This window comes from Scopulibacillus darangshiensis, assembly GCF_004341035.1.
GTDB classification, from domain to species: Bacteria; Bacillota; Bacilli; order Bacillales; family Sporolactobacillaceae; genus Scopulibacillus; species Scopulibacillus darangshiensis.
The window spans coordinates 16,266-36,449 of record NZ_SLXK01000023.1; the positions used below are offsets into that span (position 1 = coordinate 16,266).

Consider the following 20,184-nt stretch of genomic DNA (forward strand, 5'->3'; position numbering starts at 1 on the left):
AAAAATCCTAACAATAGGTGCTGATGGTCCGATCCCCAATTTATAACAATTCAAAAGAGGAATACTCTCTATTGGGGAACATCAAAGATCATGTCCTGGTGTTTATCGAACCAACATCTGTATATTTTTTTGTGACAAAAAAGGCTCTTACAAGTGAAACATACAAAAACAGGATTTGTGTTACCCTTACAACCAATCATTCATATCTTTCATAACCCAAGTCTCGTGTGCCACATCTAATGGTTTTGACATTCTATAGTTTCCTAAACGACAAAAAACCACCAACATTATGTATTGGTGGAGACGGTGGGAGTTGAACCCACGTCCAGAGATATCGTAATTTAAGCTTCTACGAGCGTAGTCGATATATTAGCGTTTCGCGGTCACGCCGGCCTATCGACAGGCTTCAGTGCCGCTATCCCGATTGTTCTCTTCCATAGCCCTCAGGAGGCGGGCGTCCGGCGTATCCCACTTAGTTGAGTCCCTTACCCTACCACATGGGCGATGGAGGGAGGAACCGCTATGCTACTTACGCAGCAAAAGCGAGGTTGTTGTTTTCTTTGCCAGTTATAGGCTTTGGCGTTTTAACGAGGCCGACCCCCTCGGCTCGCAACTTAAACCCGACCTACCCCTGTCGAATCCGTAACGTCCCCTTAAAGGAAATTCAAAAAGTCCGTTTCTCCTTTTTGAAAAGTGCACTTAACTCACACATCGCACTTTTAATAAAAGGACTGGCGTTTCAGTCAGATCAAGTTACATGTATTATAATAGCACACTTGACCTAAAATCGCAACCACCTTACATTTTTTGGCGTTCCCGAAAGGCTTTCTCGATTTCACGCTGTGCTGATTTCTTTTTCAATGTATCACGCTTATCGTAATTCTTTTTACCTTTGCCAATGCCGATCAGGACTTTGGCATAGCCGTGTTTGATATACATTTTTAACGGGATAATCGCGTAGCCCGTTTCCTTTGATTTGCCGAGCAGCTTGTTGATTTCTTTTTTATGAAGCAAGAGCTTCCTCGTTCTAAGCGGGTCATGATTATAGCGGTTGCCCTGCTCATAAGGGCTGATATGCATATTGTGGAGGAAGACTTCGCCATGCTCCACGCGCGCGAAAGCATCTTTAAAGTTGACGGAGCCTTTTCGAACCGATTTGATCTCCGTACCTTGAAGGACGATGCCCGCTTCAAATGTTTCCTCAATAAAGTAATCATGTCTCGCCCGGCGATTTTGTGCAAGCACACGGCTTTCAGTCTTAGTCATAGCTTTTTCCCCCCTCAGGCATCTGCATGCGTAATCTTTATTATAATATGAATCAGGATAACGCTGCAAGCTTAGGCGCGATGTTCTCTCCTTGCAAAATCAACGAATCGAAACTTATCCAGCCTGTGTCTAGATTCTGTCATTTGCAAAAGACTGGCATCCTCCAAGTAGACGTGATTTTTGACGACAACAACATGTTTGTAGCCCATCAAATCCAAGCAGGTTTGATCTTCCTCAGTAACCTCTTCAACGGTTATTTCTTTTTTTGCGAAGCTAATCACAAGCCCCAAGTCATTTTCAAAATACTCATAGATGGACTTCTCACTAATATCCTTTGTGAGTGTCGGCACAAATTCCTTCTTGATAAAATCCTTATCCAAGATGATCCGTTCGCCATCTATTTCCCTTGATCTGACAAGCTTCCAGACTTCTTCTTTGCCGGTCATTTGCAGTTCTTTTTTCAACCACTCGTCTGGCTTCAAAAGCACCAGTTCATGAACGTGCGTTCCCCACTTTAACCCGAAGTTATCAGCTAATTCCTTAAAACTGACGAGCCCAGATACAGGGAAATCAAATTTGCTGACATCTAAAACGATGGAGCCCCTGCCGCGCATTTTTTGAATATAGCCATTTTGCGATAACAAATTTAGCGCCTTACGGATCGTTTCCCTGGATGTATTATATTCTTCAGTTAAATCATGCTCGGATGGCAGCAATTGGCCCGGGCTTGGTTTGCCATCCCGAATTTTCTTTGCGATTTCATTATATATTGCCAAAAACTTATTTTCTCTCATCTTTATCACCATATTGTATTGTATCATGTTTTATAGAAGGGACAAAGAGACGGTGCAGGCTGGCAGGCCGGCGCCGTCAAATATTATGCTTATTTCCTTTTCAAATGATAGACCACTGATTCATATGGTCTTAAAGTTATTCTTCGATAATCCTCAGCGGAATCACGATAATTTGAGATAAGAATCTCGCTCTCGAACCCGTTCGCATGCACATCATCAGACAAATGACATTGGCTTGTCTTTCCGTAAAAGTTATTGATTACAAGCAGCTTTTCGTTTTGCCAGCTCCTTATATAAATAAAGAGGTCGGGATGGTCGCCTTGGATCAGCTGATAATCACCGTATGTGATGATGTTGTGTGTTTTTCTCAATTCAATCAGTTTTTGATAATGATAAAAAACAGAATCGCGATTTTCCAAAGCTTTTGCAACATTGATCTGATTGGCATTTGCAGCCGAATTGATCCACGGCGTACCGGTTGTAAAACCGCCGTTCGGATCACTATTCCAATGCACAGGTGTCCGTGAATTATCCCTCGATTTTTGCTTCAGAATATTGATGATTTCCCTATGGGATTTCCCTTCGCCTTTTAAAATCTCATACATATTAAGCGTTTCAACATCACGGTAATCTTCCAATCGGTCAAAATCAGGATTGGTCATGCCGATCTCTTCCCCTTGATAAATATAAGGGGTGCCTTGCATCATATACATCGTTGTTGCCAACATTTTCGCCGATTCAACCCTAAATTCACCGTCATTACCGTATCTTGAGACGATTCGGGGCTGGTCGTGATTGCACCAGAACAATGCATTCCATCCTCCACCTTCATTCATTCGGGTCTGCCATTCGGAAAGGATTTTCTTTAAAGTCACAAAATCAAAATCAGCTATCTCCCATTTTTCCCCATCCGGATAATCCACCTTCAAGTGGTGGAAATTAAAAACCATGTCAAGTTCAGCGCTTTCTGGATTTGTATATTTTATGCAATCTTCTATGGACGTCGAAGACATTTCCCCGACTGTCATGGCATCATGCTTGGCGAAAACATGGGTATTCATTTCATGGAGATAGTCATGCACCCGCGGTCCATCAGTATAGAATTTGCGGCCGTCACCGGGTGTTACCGAACCGTCATCATTAGGAAAGTCTTGGTCTTTAGATATAACATTAATGACATCAAGTCGGAAGCCGTCCACCCCTTTATCAAACCAGAAGTGCATCATATCGTACACATCTTTGCGAACGGCCTCATTTTCCCAATTCAGATCAGCCTGTGTGACATCATATAAATGCAAATAATATTGCTCTGTCTTCACATCATACTCCCAAGCCGATCCGCCAAATTTTGACTGCCAATTATTTGGTTCATGACCATCCACAGGATCCTTCCAGATGTAATAATTCCGATAAGGGCTGCCTTTGGAAGCTGTTGCTTTATGGAACCAGACATGATCGATTGATGTGTGATTAACAACCATATCCATAATTAATTTAATGCCTCGGCTATGGGCTTCTGATAATAATTGTTCAAAATCAGCCATGGCGCCGAACCGTTCATCGATCTGAAAATAATCACTGATATCATAACCATTATCGTGCTGAGGCGATTTGTAAATCGGGGTCAGCCAAATGACATCAACCCCAAGTTCTTTTAGGTAATCAAGCTTTTCAATAATACCTTGGATATCTCCTAAGCCGTCCCCCGTTGTATCCTTGAAGCTTTTCGGATAGATCTGATATACAACAGCCTTCTTCCACCAAGGTTCAACCATATTTCCCACCACCAAATACATCTTTGTTAAAGTCTCAAGTTGTTTATAAAAAAGCTTACCAGCCCTGAATTACGCTTTTTCTCCTTTAAATTTGCCGTAAAGAAGCGTCAAGACAAATGGGACAACGATGGAAATGGCCATCCCTATTGCAAAAGTCAGCCAATACTGAGGGTAAATCGACAGAATACCCGGTATCCCGCCAACCCCAATAGATTCTGCTTTAACGTGGCTAATCGCGAGCGTCATGCCTGCTAGTGCTGCACCGATAATGGCGCAGATGAATGGATACCTATAACGAAGGTTGACACCGAACATAGCAGGTTCGGTAATCCCAAGATAGGCAGAAATCGTCGACGTTCCAGCCATCCCTTTCAGATTTTTATCTTTCGCAAGGAATAGCATGGCGAGTGCCGCGGAGCCTTGGGCAATATTTGACATAACAAGAATCGGCCATAAGAATGTTCCGCCTGTCGATACAATCAATTGAAAATCGACAGCAAGGAAGGTGTGATGCATGCCGGTGACAACAAGCAAAGCATAGACACCACCGTAGACCAGGCCGCCAAGCCAGCCAAAGTGATCAAATACAGCGACGATGCCATCAGTAATCCAGTTGCCAATAGCAAACGTGACTGGACCAATAACAATAAATGCAATAAATCCGGTTAAAAGCAGTGCGATTGGTGCAACAAGCAGCAGCTGAAAAGCATCGGGTATTTTCTTTTTCAGGAAAATCTCCAATTTTGCCAGAACATAAGCGGATACAAGCACCGGTAAAACCTGGCCTTGATAGCCGATTTTATCAAAATGAAAGCCAAATAGATTCCATTGCGGGACATTGCCATTTTTTAAAGCATCTGCATAGGAATAGGCATTAAGGAGATCCGGATGGACGAGCATGAGCCCGAGGACAATACCAAGAAGCGGATTACCCCCAAACCGTTTCACAGCCGACCAGCCGATCAGACCCGGCAGGAAGGTGAAGGCTGTGTTCGCAATAAGGTTAATCATCTCGGCAAAGCCCTTCCAGTTTGCATGAACATCGATAAAGGATTTATCAGCATAAAAGATGCCTTTTCCCGCCAGAATATTATTCAAACCGAGCAACAAACCGGCTGTGACGATGGCTGGCAGAATGGGGATGAAGATGTCAGCAAGGGTTTTTACCGCTTTCTGAAGCGGATTTAGCTTTTTCGCTGCCTCATTCTTTATATCCTCTTTTGACGCTTGGCCAATCCCCGTCATTTCAACCATTAGGTCATAAACTTTATCAACCGTACCTTGCCCTATGACGACCTGAAACTGGCCATTTGCTGAAAAGGACCCTTTAACGAGACTATTATTTCCCAGCTTTTCTTTATCAACTTTACTTTCATCCTTCAACGCAAACCTTAGCCTTGTGACACAGTGCGTAGCAGCCGAAATATTTTCTTTGCCGCCGACGCCCTCTATGATTTGTTCAACAGCTTCTTTCTTAATCGCCATTCTTTTTCCCCTCCCGGTATACGGAAATAAATGCCTAAGATTTAACAGTTACCGACATAACCTCGGTTTCTCCTGATTTTGCGGCTGCATTGATTTTTTTGTCCAATGCTTCGGCTGCGTCTATGTTTGTTATAACAATGGGTGTGATCGTATCTGCCGCTTTTTCTTTTATCATGCCAAGATCGAAGGTAACAAGCGTATCCCCTGCTCTCACTTTGTCACCAGCTGTGACATGACCTTCAAATCCTTCTCCGTCCAATGACACCGTTTCCAAACCAATGTGAATCAGAACTTCCAGGCCTGACTTGCCCTTTATCCCGACTGCGTGCTTGGTCGGGAACAGCTGCATGATTTCGCCGTCAAACGGAGCAACGACTTTTCCTTCGTTTGGCTTGATCGCGACCCCATCGCCCATCATTTTCTGAGAAAAGGTCGGATCCGGCACTTCCTCAATTGCTACCACTTCCCCGCCGACCGGGGCCAGGATATGTTCTTCCGTTTGCTTATGCTTCTTGCCAAACAATTTATTTAGCATTTAAATGGACCTCCTCTTTTTTAAACGCTTACATTGATTATGTTTGTCGGAAATTTGTATATACATATTTTTATTACTATTTTATCTTGTATATACATGATAGTCAAATAAAAATTTTCATTCGGCGGATGGTCTCACATTTTCCTTAAAAAGGCGTGATGAAGGCCTTTCTCACACTCATTATTTAGTGTCTTCATCGACCTTATGAACGACCTCGGGCACGTTTTTTTACCACCTTTGGGCTTTCATCGCCACTATGAACGACCTCGGGCACGTTTTTTGTCGGCCTTGGGCTTTCATCGCCTTAAAAAAATACAGTTTCACCCACTCATATAGTAGCTTTGGGTTTCCAACTATTTACCGGACACTACAGTTTTCTAAAAAAAAAAGAAACCCAGCTTTCGCTAAGTTTCCCCTATCTTCCGCGCCTTTTTTTCTTTTTGGCATCTTGGTAAAAAGGCTTTTTCTTCTTTGGCTTTTTTGTGTTTTCTTTGTTGCCTTTGCCTTTTCCATTTTTGTCGCCTTTACCGCCTCTGCTGCCTTCCTTATCGTTCTTTTTCCGAGTGGTGTTTTTTCCGCCGCCGCCCTGAATCACGGTTGGGCGTGCCTTGCGTTCACGCGGCTTTCTCGCTTTCATCCCGACAATTTCAAAGTCAATGGAACGCTCATCAAGATTGACACTGATCACCCGCACTTCAATCTCATCGCCAATCCGAAAGACATTGCCGGTTCTCTCACCGATAAGTGCCATATGCTCCTCGCGATAATGATAATAATCATCAGTCAGATAGCTGATATGGACAAGGCCTTCAATGGTATTCGGCAGCTCAACGAAGAGTCCGAAATTCGTCACGCCGCTGACCATGCCTTCGAACGTTTCGCCAATTTTATCCTGCATATATTCAGCCTTTTTCAAATCATCGGTTTCACGTTCGGCATCAACCGCCCGTCTTTCTCTTGCTGATGTATGCCTTGCTATCTCCGGAAGCTCTTTTTCCCAATAATACTTTGTCTTTTCATCCGTCTGTTTCTCAAATAAATACTTGCGAATCAAACGGTGGACAATCAAGTCGGGATACCGGCGGATTGGCGATGTAAAGTGTGTATAAAATTCCGTCGACAAGCCGAAATGTCCAAGACTTTCATGAAAATATTTGGCCTGCTGCATCGACCTTAACATCACCGTGCTGATCACCGGTTCTTCGGGTTTACCCTTGACCTCTTCAAGCAGTGATTGCAGTGTTCTCGGATGGATATTGTCGACACTTCCTTTGACGACATAGCCAAAGTTCACCGCAAAATTATAAAACTTCTCCAGTTTTTCTGGGTTTGGCTCTTCATGAATCCGATAAATGAATGGAAGCTCTCGCCAATGAAAATGCTCGGCGACCGTTTCATTAGCGGCAAGCATGAATTCTTCGATGAGCCGTTCAGCTACGGACCGTTCACGAATAACAACATCCGCAGGCTTCCCTTCGTCATTAACAATAATTTTTGCTTCAGTAAAATCAAAATCAATAGCACCGCGCTGGCGCCGTTTTTCAGTTAAAATGCTCGCAAGCTCACCCATCTGGTCAAAAAACGGCAAGAGGTCTTTATAGCGTTCAAGGACTTCGTCATCTTCTTTAAGCAATATTTTTCGAACATTTGTGTAGGTCATTCGCTCCGTTGTCCGAATGACGCTTGGGAAAATATCATGATTCACCACTTTCCCCGATGGCGTCATTTCCATTTCACAGCTGATCGTAAGCCGGTCGACTTTCGGATTAAGGCTGCAAATCCCATTGGAGAGCCTGTGCGGGATCATTGGGATGACACGGTCAACGAGATAGACGCTTGTGCCGCGGTCAAATGCTTCCTCATCTAACGCCGATCCTTCTTTAACGTAATAGCTGACATCGGCAATATGAACACCAAGCTTGTAGTTGCCGTTATCAAGCTTAATCACATTAACCGCATCATCCAAGTCTTTGGCATCTTCGCCGTCAATCGTTACGATTGTCTCGTTTCTTAGATCACGGCGGCCCTTTAGTTCCTCGGGATCAATCTCATCAGGAGCTGCTTTCGCTTCGTTCATGACTTCATCTGGAAACTCCAGTGGCAGACCATGCTTATAAATAATTGATAAAATATCGATACCCGGATCGTTTTTGTGGCCAAGGATTTCAATGACGCGTCCTTCCGCTTTCATGCGGCCCTCTGGATATTTTGTGATCTGGACGACTACTTTGTGACCTTCTGCTGCGCCGGCCGCCTCTTCCTTAGGAATAAAAATGTCCTCCGGAATGCGGTTATCGTCTGGAATGACAAAGCCAAAGTGCCTGCTGTCACTGTATGTCCCAACTATTTTCGTTACACCGCGTTCAATAATCCTGATAACCATCCCTTCAGGCCGGTCTCCCGAGGATTCATGTGCGAGGCGGACGATTACCGTATCGCCGTTCATCGCACCACCCAGGTCACCTTGGGACACGTAGACGTCATTAGACGTGTCTTCATCTGGAATGATAAAGGCAAAGCCTTTGGCGTGGCCTTGGACCCTGCCGCGGATCAAGTTCATTTTTTCTGGAACACCATAGCGGTTACTGCGTGTCCTTACAATATAGCCCTTGTCTTCCATCATATTTAATGTTTTGATAAAGGCTTTGAAATCCTCCGAATCGGTTAATTCGAAAACTTCCTCCAGTTCGGTTATTGTTAAAGGCTTGTACGCTTCTTCCCGCATATAAGCCAATATCTCTTGCATTCTCTCTTCGGTCAATCTTATACCTCCCGGTTATTACGAGTCGGACCAGTCCAGCTCCTCTAAAAAGCTGTAAATATCCTTATGCAGCTGTTCCTTCTCGTCTCCTAATGTTATGACATGTGTTGAGTGCTCGTACCATTTGATATCTTTATCATCAGATTCGACTTCATTATAAATAATGTTGGCGCTTTCCGTGTCGATCATTTCATCATGACGTGCTTGTACGACAAAGATCGGTGCATAAATCATGTCGATATGCCGGCGAACATCTTTAATAAGATCCTGCAAATTCCTTAAAGTTGTCATGTATATCTTTTTAAAGTCATTCATTTCTTCTTTAATTTGCTCGGCCTTTTTGCCTTCATATTTCTTATATTCTTCGGCATACGCCAAAACGCCCTCATACATTTTTTCTTCAGTCTTGGCATTCGTTGGCGCACACATGGTGACAATACCCTTTACCGGAAAAGTGTAACCACATTTAAGAGAAAATACCCCTCCTAGTGATAAACCGGCAACGGCTATCTCCTTATGTCCTAATGATTTTAAATGCTCATAACCGTTTTTAACATCCTGCCACCAATCATCGGGACCTGTATGTAAAAGCTCTTCAGGGGGAACACCATGGCCTTTGTAATGCGGAGCATGGCAAGTATAACCCTTATCCTGCAAGTATCTCCCAAGCATTCTTACATCCGATGAATTCCCGGTAAAACCGTGAAGCAACAGGACGGCACGTTCCCCTGCTTTAAAAGTAAATGGTTTTGGCGGTACAATTTTCATACGTGATTTCTCTCCTTTTATCTATCTATAGCATGACACAATTTTCATTGATTTATTTTATTTTTTGGATAAATAAAACAGCATGCCTGGCGGCTGCTGCTTTATTAAAAAAAATATCCTAATAGAAAGGCATCTACGAAAAAAATAACGACAAGCACTACAGTAATGCGATTGAGCACGGCATCCATTCCGCGCGCTTTTTGCTTTCCAAAGAGCTGCTCAGCCCCGCCAGTAATGGCCCCTGATAAACCGTCGCTCTTACTAGATTGTAATAATACAAAAAGGATAATTCCAATGGCTGCAATGACCAGTACGGTAATTAAAGCGGCATGCATTCCGCTCCACCTCCATAGCAAAAACTAACTTGAATTTACCATAAAATAAAGGATAAAGCAATAGTTTATAGGGCCAGGCCCAGGTATAAAGACCCGGGCCTGACCCTTATCTAAAGATCTATCTAAGGTTATAGAAGGCAGATTCGCCTGCGAACTGGCCTTGCCCTAGTAATTCGTCAGAGATCCGAAGCAGCTGGTTGTATTTGGCCACCCGGTCAGTTCGTGAAGGAGCGCCTGTCTTAATTTGCCCCGCATTCGTTGCGACGGCAATGTCAGCGATGGTTGTATCTTCCGTTTCACCCGAACGGTGAGAAACAACAGCTGTATAGCCGGCCCGCTTCGCCATTTCAATCGCATCGAACGTTTCTGTCAGCGTGCCAATTTGGTTCACTTTAATCAGAATAGAGTTGCCGACGCCTTTCTCAATCCCTTCAGAAAGCTTATTTGTGTTGGTAACAAATAAGTCATCACCGACAAGCTGAACTCTGCTGCCAAGCTCTTGAGTAAGCTTCTGCCAACCGTCCCAGTCATTTTCATCAAGGCCGTCTTCGATTGAAACGATTGGGTATTTATCAAGCAAATCTCGATAGAAAGCAATCATTTCGTCGGACGTTCTTGTTACACCCTCACCTTTAAATTCATATTTGCCATTGTTATAAAGTTCAGAGGAAGCAACATCAAGGGCGATCTTCACCTGTTCGCCAGGCTTGTATCCCGCCTTTTCAATAGCTTCTAATATCGTTTGAATCGCTTCTTCGTTGGAAGAAAGGTTCGGCGCAAAGCCGCCTTCATCCCCGACAGCCGTGTTCAGGCCTTTATCTTTAAGTACTTTTTTCAGGTTATGGAAGATTTCTGCTCCCATACGAAGTGCCTCGGGGAAGCTTTCCGCACCCACCGGCATAACCATGAATTCTTGAATATCAACATTATTGTCAGCATGTTCGCCGCCATTAAGTATGTTCATCATCGGTGTCGGCAATGTCTTGCCATTAAAGCCGCCAAGATATCGATAAAGCGGCAAATCAAGGTAAGCTGCTGCGGCATGAGCGACAGCCATTGATACGCCAAGGATGGCGTTGGCGCCAAGCTTGCCTTTGTTATCAGTGCCGTCAAGCTCAATTAGCGCTTCGTCAACCGCAACCTGGTCAAGGGCATCGAAACCCGCTAATTCCGGCGCAATGATGTCATTCACATTTTCGATAGCTTTCAGGACACCTTTACCCATATAACGGTCTTTATCATTGTCGCGCAGTTCCACCGCTTCATATTCACCTGTAGAGGCCCCGCTTGGCACTAAAGCGCGCCCAACAATTCCTGATTCCAAATAAACTTCAACTTCAACAGTCGGGTTACCGCGGGAATCCAGCACCTCACGGCCGTATACATCAACGATCATAGACATGTGTTATCTCTCCTATTCATTATGTTTAATCAAGGTTTTGCCTGTCATTTCTTTCGGCTGTTCAACATTCAAAAGGTCAAGCAAGGTTGGTGATAAATCTGCTAAAATGCCATCTTTTCTAAGATTAAGGCCATCTTTCGTTATAATCAATGGAACGATGTTGGTTGTATGGGTTGTCATCGGGTTGCCTTCGAGCGTAACAACCTCGTCAGCATTACCGTGATCAGCGGTAATGATAACATCGCCGCCTTTTGCAATAATGGCATCCACAACTTTACCAAGACAATCATCCACAGCTTCAATCGCCTTGATCGTCGGTTCAAGCTTACCCGAATGGCCGACCATATCAGGATTAGCGAAGTTTAAAATAATCGCATCATGCTTGTCCGCCTCGATTTCTTTCAACAGCGCATCTGTCACTTTGTAGACACTCATTTCCGGCTGCAGGTCATAAGTCGCTACTTTTGGCGATGGAATAAGTATTCGCTCTTCACCCGGAAATTCCTCCTCGCGTCCGCCGCTGAAGAAGAAGGTAACATGCGGATATTTTTCGGTTTCCGCGATTCTCAATTGGTTTAACCCATTTTGTGAGATCACTTCACCAGCAGTATTGTCAAGGCTCGAGGATTTAAAAGCCACTGTTCCTTTAACCGTTTCGCTGAAATGTGTAAGTGTGACAAAATGAATGTCTTTCGGAAATTTCTTACCCCTGTCAAATCCCCGGAAATCATCGTTCGTAAACACTTGAGAAATTTGAATGGCTCGATCCGGCCGGAAATTGAAAAAGATGATCGCATCGCCATCTTGAATAGTTGCCACGGGTGAACCATCCTCTTTTTTCATAACGGATGGGATGACAAATTCATCATAAATGCCATTCTTGTAAGAATCGTTAACTGCTTCTATCGGATCAGTATAATCCGGCCCATCAGCATAGACCATTGCACAATAGGCTTTCTCAATCCGGTCCCAGCGGTTATCCCGATCCATAGCATAATAGCGTCCTGACAGCGTTGCAATTTCGCCGACACCATATTCAGCGCATTTCTCTTGTGTTTGCTCGATGTATTTCTTTGCGGATCTTTCATCTACATCGCGGCCGTCTAGAAAGCCGTGAATGTAAAGATTGTTGACATCCTCCATACCTGCAAGCTTCATTAGTGCGAACATATGGTCAATATGGCTGTGCACACCACCGTCAGATAGAAGACCGATAAGATGGAGATTCGTTCCCTTCTCCTTAACCCATTTCATTGCTTCCAAAAAGGTATCCTTCTCAAAGAATTCACCTTTTTCAATGGATAGATTCACACGGCTTAGGCTCTGGTAAACGACCCTGCCAGCGCCGATATTCATATGCCCGACTTCAGAGTTGCCCATTTGCCCTTTCGGCAGTCCGACATATTCTCCGTCGGCTCTTAATGTAGCATGGGGATAATGAGTCCAATAGCGGTCGAAATTCGGCTTCTTAGCTTGTGCAACCGCATTGCCCTTATCCTCTTCACGAAGACCGAAGCCATCGAGAATGATGAGTGCATGAGGCTTTTTAGTCATTATGGGCACCTTCTAATAGCTGTAAAAATGATTTCGCTACGAGACTCGCTCCGCCAACAAGCGCACCGTCAATATCAGATTGGGCCATAAACGTTTGAATATTTTCCGGTTTGACGCTGCCGCCGTATTGAATTCGCACCTCGTCTGCTGTCACTTGATCATAAAGGTCCACGAGCGTTTGACGAATGAAACGGCACACTTCATTGGCATCTTCGGCCGAAGCGGATTTTCCGGTGCCGATCGCCCAGATGGGTTCGTAGGCAACAACGACAACTTTTGCCTCATCGGCGCTTAGTCCGTCTAACGCTTTTGTTACCTGTTGTTTGACAACCTGTTTCATATCACCGTTTTCCCGTTCTTCCAGGCTCTCGCCGACACAAACAATCGGGATGATATTGTGTCTGAAGGCAGCGTGGACCTTTTTGTTAACTGACTCATCCGTTTCAGCGAACATGGCGCGCCGCTCTGAGTGGCCGATGACAACATAGTCAACCCCAATATCAGCCAGCATCATCGGGCTGATTTCACCGGTAAAGGCGCCTGATTCTTCAAAATGCATATTTTGTGCGCCAACCTTCAAGTCCCGTCCTTCAGTTTCTTCAATTAGGTTACTTAAAAATAGTGCTGGAGCACACACGACAGCATCAACTGAATCCGCAGGAGGAACAAGCCCCTTTACTTCTTTTACAAAGGCTTTGGCTTCAGAAAGCTTTTTATGCATTTTCCAGTTTGCTGCTATGATTGGTTTCCGCATGGTTACACCTTCCTTTATAGTCATTCAAAATTTATTTATTATTTAAAACAGCAACGCCCGGTAAGATCTTGCCTTCCATGAGTTCAAGCGACGCACCGCCGCCCGTTGAAATGTGGCTCATTTGATCCGCTAAATGGAACTTTTCAACCGCTGCTGCTGAGTCGCCTCCGCCAATAATAGAATAGACATCTTCGGCGTTTGCCAATGCTTCAGCAACGGCTTTTGTCCCTTTGGAAAACTTGTCCATTTCAAATACACCCATTGGGCCGTTCCAAACGACGAGCTTAGACTTACGAATAACATCACTGTATAACTCAGAGGTTTTGGGTCCAATGTCGAGCGCTTCCCAATCTTCCGGGATCGCTTCTATGGAAACGACTTGGGTATTCGCGCTTTCCGAGAAGTCGTCCGCCACAACGGCGTCAACCGGTGTATAAAAACGGACACCTTTTTTTTCAGCCTTTTCCATAAAGGATTTTGCCAAATCGACTTTTTCTTCATCAAGAAGAGATTTACCTACCTCATAGCCTTTTGCTTTAATAAATGTGTAGGCAAGCCCGCCGCCGACAATGAGATTATCCACTTTGTCCAGCAGATGGTCAATCACACCGATTTTATCTTTGACCTTTGCGCCGCCAATAATTGCTGTAAACGGACGTTCAGGATTCTCCAGCGCTTTGCCGAGAACCTCAAGCTCTCTTTCTAATAGCAAGCCAGCCGCTGCAGGCAGATGTTCTGCAACGCCCGCGGTTGATGCGTGGGCTCTGTGGGCAGCGCCAAATGCATCATTGACGTAGATATCTGCAAGATCTGCAAAAGCTTTGCTGAGTTCGGGATCGTTTTTCTTCTCACCAGGATGGAATCGGACATTTTCAATCAGCATGACATCCCCTAGTTCAAGCTCTCTCTTCGCATTATGTACTTCTTCTCCGATTACCTCATCCGTCTTGATAACAGCTTTTCCAAGTAAATCGCTAAGTCGCTTAGCAACTGGATCAAGACGCAAGGATTCTGTTATTTCCCCATCAGGGCGACCTAAATGCGATGCAAGAATGACCTTGGCGCCATGTTCTGATAGATATTGAATCGTCGGCACAGCGGCTCTGATTCTTGTATCATCAGTGATGGCCCCGTCATCTAATGGCACATTAAAATCAACACGGCAAAATACCGTCTTGCCATTTAAATCAAGATCACGAATCGATTTCTTTTGCATGAAAAGCGGACCTCCTTTTAGCCTTGTCAAAATGGTTTATGAATGTGATAAAGAGGAGAGCGTGTCTCCTCTTTACCATTGTATATTATACATCAAGAAAGTGAAAAACTTTCTCCTAGTTAATAAGAAAGTATACACTTTCTTACGCACATAAGTGCACTGCCTAAAGGCGTAACATCCTGTTACAACGCCAGTACTAGCACGTCCTGTGCGTCGCAACTAAGGCTTTCGTCTATTAATGGCTTGCCAATCGGCAAGTTTTCTTTATAAACCTTTTTTAGCAATATAATCGGCTAAATCGACAACACGATTTGAGTAACCTGTTTCATTGTCATACCATGAAACAACCTTTACCATATTATCTTCAATAACCATGGTTGACAGTGCATCAACAATTGATGAATACGTGTTGCCATTATAGTCTTTGGACACGAGCGGTTCTTCACTGTAATCCATGATACCTTTCAGTTCGCCTTCAGCAGCTTCTTTAAGTGCCGCGTTAATTTCGTCGACTGTTACGTTCTTGTCAAGCTCAGCAACAAGATCAACAATTGAGACGTTAGGTGTCGGTACACGCATCGCCATCCCGTTTAATTTACCTTTCAGTTCAGGTAAAACAAGAGAAACGGCTTTGGCAGCACCTGTTGATGTTGGAATAATATTTTCCGCTGCTGCACGGGCACGGCGGTAATCCTTATGCGGCAAATCGAGAATTTGCTGATCATTTGTGTAAGAATGAACCGTTGTCATCATGCCGCGCTTAATGCCAAATTTATCATTTAGCACTTTAGTGAATGGTGCGAGACAGTTTGTTGTACATGAAGCGTTAGAAATCACATCATGCTTAGCGGGGTCATACTGGTCATCGTTAACCCCCATAACAATCGTAATATCTTCTTCTTTTGCAGGGGCTGAAATGATAACTTTTTTTGCTCCGGCTTCAATGTGCTTAGCTGCATCCTGACGATTTGTGAAGCGGCCAGTCGATTCAACCACGATGTCAACTCCAAGATTACCCCAGCCTAGCTGTGCAGGGTCACGTTCGGCTAATACTTGAATGACATTGCCGTCAACAACAAGATTATCGTTGTCAACAGTGACACTTACCGGAAGCTCACCATGTACCGTATCATATTTCAAAAGATGTGCAAGCATGTTTGCATCAGTCAGGTCATTCACCGCGACAATCTCAACATCGGGATTATTTAATGCTGCGCGAAAAACGTTACGTCCTATTCGTCCAAAACCATTAATACCAACTTTAACTGTCATAATTTATGTCCTCCTTAGGATTATATATAAATTTTTAAATTAAACTAAGTATTTCTTCTGCGGCACCTTCATCAGTAATAAGGATCGAATCGGGGCCTTTCTTAAAATAAGCCTGGATAGCTCTAGCCTTAGAGCGGCCGCCTGCGATAGCGATCACCGTCCGATTATCATACAAGCTTTCAAGCTGCATGCCGATCGTCTTTACTTTGTGGACAACCCTTCCATCTTGATCGAAGTAGTAGCCAAAAGCTTCAGCAACAGCGTGTTCATGGTCAATCTTGTTAAGCAACGCCTGGCTTGAATTTCTTCGAAGCGCCATGGTCTTAGCATCACCGATCCCATGAATGATCATTGTAGCTGATTGAAGCAGCTGGTTTGATTTTTGAACACTTGGTTCCTCAATTAAGGTAAGATAGGATTCTTCACTTAATTGATCGGGAACGTGGAGCAAATGATAACTTGCCTCCGCTTTTTCAGCCATTTTTGCGCAAATTGTATTGGCTTGATTTTCAACCTGCTCACCAAGACCTCCCCTTGCTGACACAAATTGTACATTCTCCAGTGCCTTCTTTTTTAGAGGATGCATAATTTCCGCCGCAGCCGCCAGGGTCGTGCCGCCTGTTACAGCAATAATGCTTTCCGGCTTAAGACACCGTTCCATTTCTTGTACACATGCCAACCCCATTTCGTTCTTGACCTCAGGATTATGATCACTGTCACCGGGTACAATAACGACACTGGGTACATCCAAAACAGTCTCTAATTGTTTCTCCAAATGTTTCAAGCCTGATACATCCTTCATAACATCTTCTAAGGAAAGCACCATCTTTTCTCCTTCCGATGTTAAGCTCATACCATTTTTGGACATGTGAATCAGACCCTGCTGGCTAAGAAAGGTGACTTCGCCTCTAAGAACCCGTTCTGTAATGCCAAGGTTCACCGACAGCGTCCTTCTGCCGATCGGCTGAAGAAAATGGACCGACTGAAGGATGCGGTAACGTGTCGACATGACATCCAAAACGTCAGGTATAAGCTTTTTCTGCATATCAAGTAAACGCTCCATAGCATCCTCCTTTGAAGGCGAAGATCATTTGGCCCACACATTATGGACTTAAAAGGTCCCACGCAGTCAAATTATGTCCCATCAACTACAAAAATATAATACCAAACTTTTTATGAACTTTTCAAGCCAAATGTTTACAACTATTAAAGCTTGTGATAATTAAAGCGTTTTCTTTCCCTTAGTATCAATCTTTATTATTTTTTTAAAATTTTTTATCATGTGTAAAAGCACCGGCTCTGCAGCCGGTGCTTTTTAATTAAAGTATTCAACAAGCGATGCAAAAGATAATCGCCCCCACGCAACATCTTTGCCATCAACAGCTACAACCGGAATCATGAGTTGGTATTTTTCCAGAAATGTATCATTTGTGTATATATCCACTTCTCGAAATGTCTCGCCGGATTCATTGCAAAGGATGGCTAAGACAGCCTTTCCCTCTTCACATAAAGGGCAATCCCGCTTGGTGTATAGAATAATCTCTCTTTCCTGCTTTGCCATACTACTTTTCCTTCCGCTTGCGTTTCGACGATGATTGGATCCCGCATTCTCCGCGGTACTTTGCCACCGCCCGCCTTGATATGTTCAAGCCTTTCTCGGCCAATTGTGTGGCAATATTTTGGTCTGATAACGGTTTTGCCGGGTTTTCAAATGAGATCATCTGTTCAATCAATGATTTAATCCGATGGACCGATATATCACCGCCGGCCGCTCTCATTCCTTTTACAAACCAATCCTTCAATGCCATCAATCCATAAGGTGTTTGGATATACTTGTTTTTAACAGTCCGGCTTACCGTTGATTCATGGATTCCCAAATCGTCCGCGATCACGGTTAACGTCATCGGCGTCAGCATTTCCAGAACCCCGTTCTTTAAAAAGTCATGTTGCCGGTGGACGATGGCCTCAGTGACCGCAAGCAATGTTTGCTTTCTTCTTGAGAGGCCTGACAGCAGCCACTTCGCCTCATCAAGCTTTTTTTGCAAGAAGCGCCGTGTTTCCCGATCATCCGCCGAACGGTAGTTTTTATAATATTGCAAGTCAATCGTTACATTAGGAAACCAGCGATCCGCCATCGTACAATAAAAGCGACCCTCTACTTTATCTATTATCACGTCGGGGCTCACATATTCAACAGGCTTCTGATCAAGTTCACCCACTGGATTAGGATCGAGTGACTTTATTTCTTCAACCGCAGAATGGATGTCTTCCAGCGGGACTTGGAGCTGATCCGCAAGCGTTTCCCAATCTTCTGTCAAAAACACATCTATGAAATCCCTAACGATATCTTCAGCGACTTCACTGCTATTCACATTATTAGAAAGCTGTAAAAGCAGACACTCCTGCAGGTCACGCGCGCCTACTCCGGCAGGTTCAAATTGCTGAATAACCTCTAATGCTTGCTCCATAATCGACTCATCCAAATTTAAATCATCTGCGAGCAATTCGAGCGGCTCATCCAAATAACCGTAGTCATTTAGGCTGTCAATCAGATAGGCAGCAGCTTTTATAATGTTCTGATCTTTCGTTATATGGCGAAGCTGAGTAAACAGGACATCACGAAAATCGGAATGGCCCGTGGCTGTTTCCTCAATAATATCCGTCTTGCTTTTATCCGAATGCCACTCAACAGTCGATTTCACCGGTGTATACGGTGAATCATCAACCTGAAGCAAAGGATTTTCCAACGCTTGTTCACGAACAAAATGATAGAGCTCTTGATTATTGTACTGAAGCAAAGAAATGGACTGGTACAAAGCCGGCGCCATCTTAAGCTTCAGTGTCTGTGTTTGCATCATATCTAATGCCATGCACATCACCCTCTATCATTATTATAAACGCTTACATTTCTTCTGGCTATTCTTTGTCTAATAAAAAGGGCAACAAAAATGGTGCCATTTGTTTCCTTTCTATGCATGGATGTATTGAAAAATGCCAAAATGTCGGGAAATCCCGGTGAAATAATCTAAAAAAAACAGCCCCAAAAGAGGAGCTGCTTAATACTAAAAATATTTTTTCTTCCAGAATATAAGTGCTGTAATACTTGATAGACAAATAGCAATAACCATTGTTATTGCAAAGCCATGCGGATTTTCTTTAAAAGGCACCGGCACGTTCATGCCGAAGAAACTGGCAACCATGGTCGGCAATGACAGCACAATCGTGACAGTCGTCAAAAACTTCATGACAACATTCACATTATTTGAAATAACAGAAGCATAGGCATCCATCATGCCGCTAAGGATATTACTATGGACTTCTGACATTTCGATGGCTTGCTTTAACTCTACAATGACATCCTCCCACAGATCGTGATCATCTTCGTACATTTTGAGAAAATGCTGTTTGGTCATTTTCTCCATCACGATGTTATTCGCTTTAAGCGATGTCATAAAGTATACAAGCGTTTTTTCCAAGCTTAGCAGGCTGAAAAGCTCTTTATTTTTCATTGATTGGCGAAGTTCGTGTTCAATCGTCGTTGTTTTCCGGTCAATCTGCCGCAAATATTTCAAATAAAAGCTTGACATAACATATAAAAGCTGCAAGGTAAACCGGGTTTTTTTATAAGTAAAAAAGCCTTTTACTTTTTTCTCAATAAAGCTATTAATAATAAGGTTTTCTTGAAGACAGACAGTAATAAAGTAAAATGGTGTCACGATAATGCCGAGAGGGATCGTATCGTACAGCGCTGAGTCCGTTTCGTCCTTTACTGTTACAGGAATATCCACAATCGTTAGAACACTGTCCTCTTCCTTCTCGATACGCGACCGTTCATCATCATCCAAAGGGTCTTTGATAAAATCGAGCGGCACTTCTGTGTTTTCAACTACAAAGCTAATTTCTTCTTCAGTAGGATTGGTTAAATTAATCCAGCATCCTTTAGTTAATGTTTCGGTTTTGTTCAACTTGCCAAGTTCATCAGTCAAATAAATATCTAACATTTGGCCACCTCCTCATGATGAGAGGAAGCACATCGATACCCAACTCTTCAAAGGGTGAAAACTTAAAGAGCGGCAAATTACAGCCGGTACGAAAACTTCCTCATGTTCGGTTTCGGGTTCAGGACTCGAAGGACTGTCAGAACTCATTAAGTCATCATCTCCTTTACATCACGATTTGGGCAATATCCTCTATCATACAACGCTTTTTTTAGGATGACAAACAGTTTTTTTCTGTAAGGAGGAAAAGCCCCTAGACAGGTATCCAG

The 20,184-nt window shown here is 43.7% G+C and carries 17 protein-coding genes and 1 other RNA gene; all 18 read right to left on the bottom strand.

Features of this window, described 5'->3' with window-relative positions; translation table 11 throughout:
- Positions 1 to 295: 295 nt before the first annotated feature.
- The 18 genes from ssrA to EV207_RS14605 all read right to left on the bottom strand — a co-directional run bounded on the left by ssrA (position 296) and on the right by EV207_RS14605 (position 19,918).
- Positions 296 to 653, bottom strand: a transfer-messenger RNA (tmRNA) gene (gene ssrA, locus EV207_RS14520).
- 145 nt (positions 654 to 798) lie between these two features.
- Complete coding sequence (smpB, locus tag EV207_RS14525) at positions 799 to 1,266, bottom strand: SsrA-binding protein SmpB (protein WP_132746879.1); 468 nt, start codon at positions 1,264 to 1,266, stop codon at positions 799 to 801.
- 71 nt (positions 1,267 to 1,337) lie between these two features.
- A complete protein-coding gene (gene treR, locus EV207_RS14530) occupies positions 1,338 to 2,060 on the bottom strand; it encodes a trehalose operon repressor (RefSeq protein ID WP_132746880.1) in 723 nt (240 codons plus the stop codon).
- Between the two features lie 89 nt (positions 2,061 to 2,149).
- Positions 2,150 to 3,835: an alpha,alpha-phosphotrehalase gene (treC, locus tag EV207_RS14535; protein ID WP_132746881.1), complete on the bottom strand. Its 1,686-nt coding sequence runs from the start codon at positions 3,833 to 3,835 to the stop codon at positions 2,150 to 2,152.
- A 69-nt stretch (positions 3,836 to 3,904) separates the two neighbouring features.
- Positions 3,905 to 5,320 (bottom strand): PTS system trehalose-specific EIIBC component, encoded by a 1,416-nt coding sequence (treP, locus tag EV207_RS14540; protein ID WP_132746882.1) that lies wholly within the window; start codon positions 5,318 to 5,320, stop codon positions 3,905 to 3,907.
- A gap of 34 nt (positions 5,321 to 5,354) precedes the next feature.
- On the bottom strand, positions 5,355 to 5,855 hold the full coding sequence (locus tag EV207_RS14545; RefSeq protein ID WP_132746883.1) for a PTS sugar transporter subunit IIA: 501 nt from the start codon (positions 5,853 to 5,855) through the stop codon (positions 5,355 to 5,357).
- Positions 5,856 to 6,270: 415 nt separating this feature from the next.
- Positions 6,271 to 8,601 (bottom strand): ribonuclease R, encoded by a 2,331-nt coding sequence (rnr, locus tag EV207_RS14550; protein WP_132746929.1) that lies wholly within the window; start codon positions 8,599 to 8,601, stop codon positions 6,271 to 6,273.
- A gap of 33 nt (positions 8,602 to 8,634) precedes the next feature.
- A complete protein-coding gene (locus EV207_RS14555) occupies positions 8,635 to 9,384 on the bottom strand; it encodes an alpha/beta hydrolase (RefSeq protein ID WP_132746884.1) in 750 nt (249 codons plus the stop codon).
- A 104-nt stretch (positions 9,385 to 9,488) separates the two neighbouring features.
- Positions 9,489 to 9,719 carry a preprotein translocase subunit SecG gene (gene secG / locus EV207_RS14560; RefSeq protein ID WP_132746885.1) on the bottom strand — a complete coding sequence of 77 codons (231 nt, stop codon included), beginning with the start codon at positions 9,717 to 9,719 and terminating at the stop codon, positions 9,489 to 9,491.
- A gap of 118 nt (positions 9,720 to 9,837) precedes the next feature.
- On the bottom strand, positions 9,838 to 11,121 hold the full coding sequence (eno, locus tag EV207_RS14565) for a phosphopyruvate hydratase (protein WP_132746886.1): 1,284 nt from the start codon (positions 11,119 to 11,121) through the stop codon (positions 9,838 to 9,840).
- Between the two features lie 12 nt (positions 11,122 to 11,133).
- On the bottom strand, positions 11,134 to 12,675 hold the full coding sequence (gene gpmI, locus EV207_RS14570; RefSeq protein WP_132746887.1) for a 2,3-bisphosphoglycerate-independent phosphoglycerate mutase: 1,542 nt from the start codon (positions 12,673 to 12,675) through the stop codon (positions 11,134 to 11,136).
- On the bottom strand, positions 12,668 to 13,429 hold the full coding sequence (gene tpiA, locus EV207_RS14575) for a triose-phosphate isomerase (RefSeq protein ID WP_132746888.1): 762 nt from the start codon (positions 13,427 to 13,429) through the stop codon (positions 12,668 to 12,670). Before tpiA ends, gpmI begins: the two co-directional genes overlap by 8 nt.
- A gap of 31 nt (positions 13,430 to 13,460) precedes the next feature.
- Complete coding sequence (locus EV207_RS14580) at positions 13,461 to 14,645, bottom strand: phosphoglycerate kinase (RefSeq protein WP_132746889.1); 1,185 nt, start codon at positions 14,643 to 14,645, stop codon at positions 13,461 to 13,463.
- Between the two features lie 264 nt (positions 14,646 to 14,909).
- On the bottom strand, positions 14,910 to 15,917 hold the full coding sequence (gene gap, locus EV207_RS14585) for a type I glyceraldehyde-3-phosphate dehydrogenase (RefSeq protein ID WP_132746890.1): 1,008 nt from the start codon (positions 15,915 to 15,917) through the stop codon (positions 14,910 to 14,912).
- A gap of 34 nt (positions 15,918 to 15,951) precedes the next feature.
- Complete coding sequence (locus EV207_RS14590) at positions 15,952 to 16,980, bottom strand: sugar-binding transcriptional regulator (protein WP_132746891.1); 1,029 nt, start codon at positions 16,978 to 16,980, stop codon at positions 15,952 to 15,954.
- Positions 16,981 to 17,232: 252 nt separating this feature from the next.
- Positions 17,233 to 17,478, bottom strand: coding sequence for a glutaredoxin family protein (locus EV207_RS14595; protein WP_132746892.1), 246 nt, complete (start codon positions 17,476 to 17,478; stop codon positions 17,233 to 17,235).
- 1 nt (position 17,479) lies between these two features.
- Positions 17,480 to 18,787 (bottom strand): RNA polymerase factor sigma-54, encoded by a 1,308-nt coding sequence (rpoN, locus tag EV207_RS14600; protein WP_165886961.1) that lies wholly within the window; start codon positions 18,785 to 18,787, stop codon positions 17,480 to 17,482.
- A 192-nt stretch (positions 18,788 to 18,979) separates the two neighbouring features.
- Positions 18,980 to 19,918 carry a magnesium transporter CorA family protein gene (locus EV207_RS14605; RefSeq protein ID WP_132746894.1) on the bottom strand — a complete coding sequence of 313 codons (939 nt, stop codon included), beginning with the start codon at positions 19,916 to 19,918 and terminating at the stop codon, positions 18,980 to 18,982.
- Positions 19,919 to 20,184: the final 266 nt, after the last annotated feature.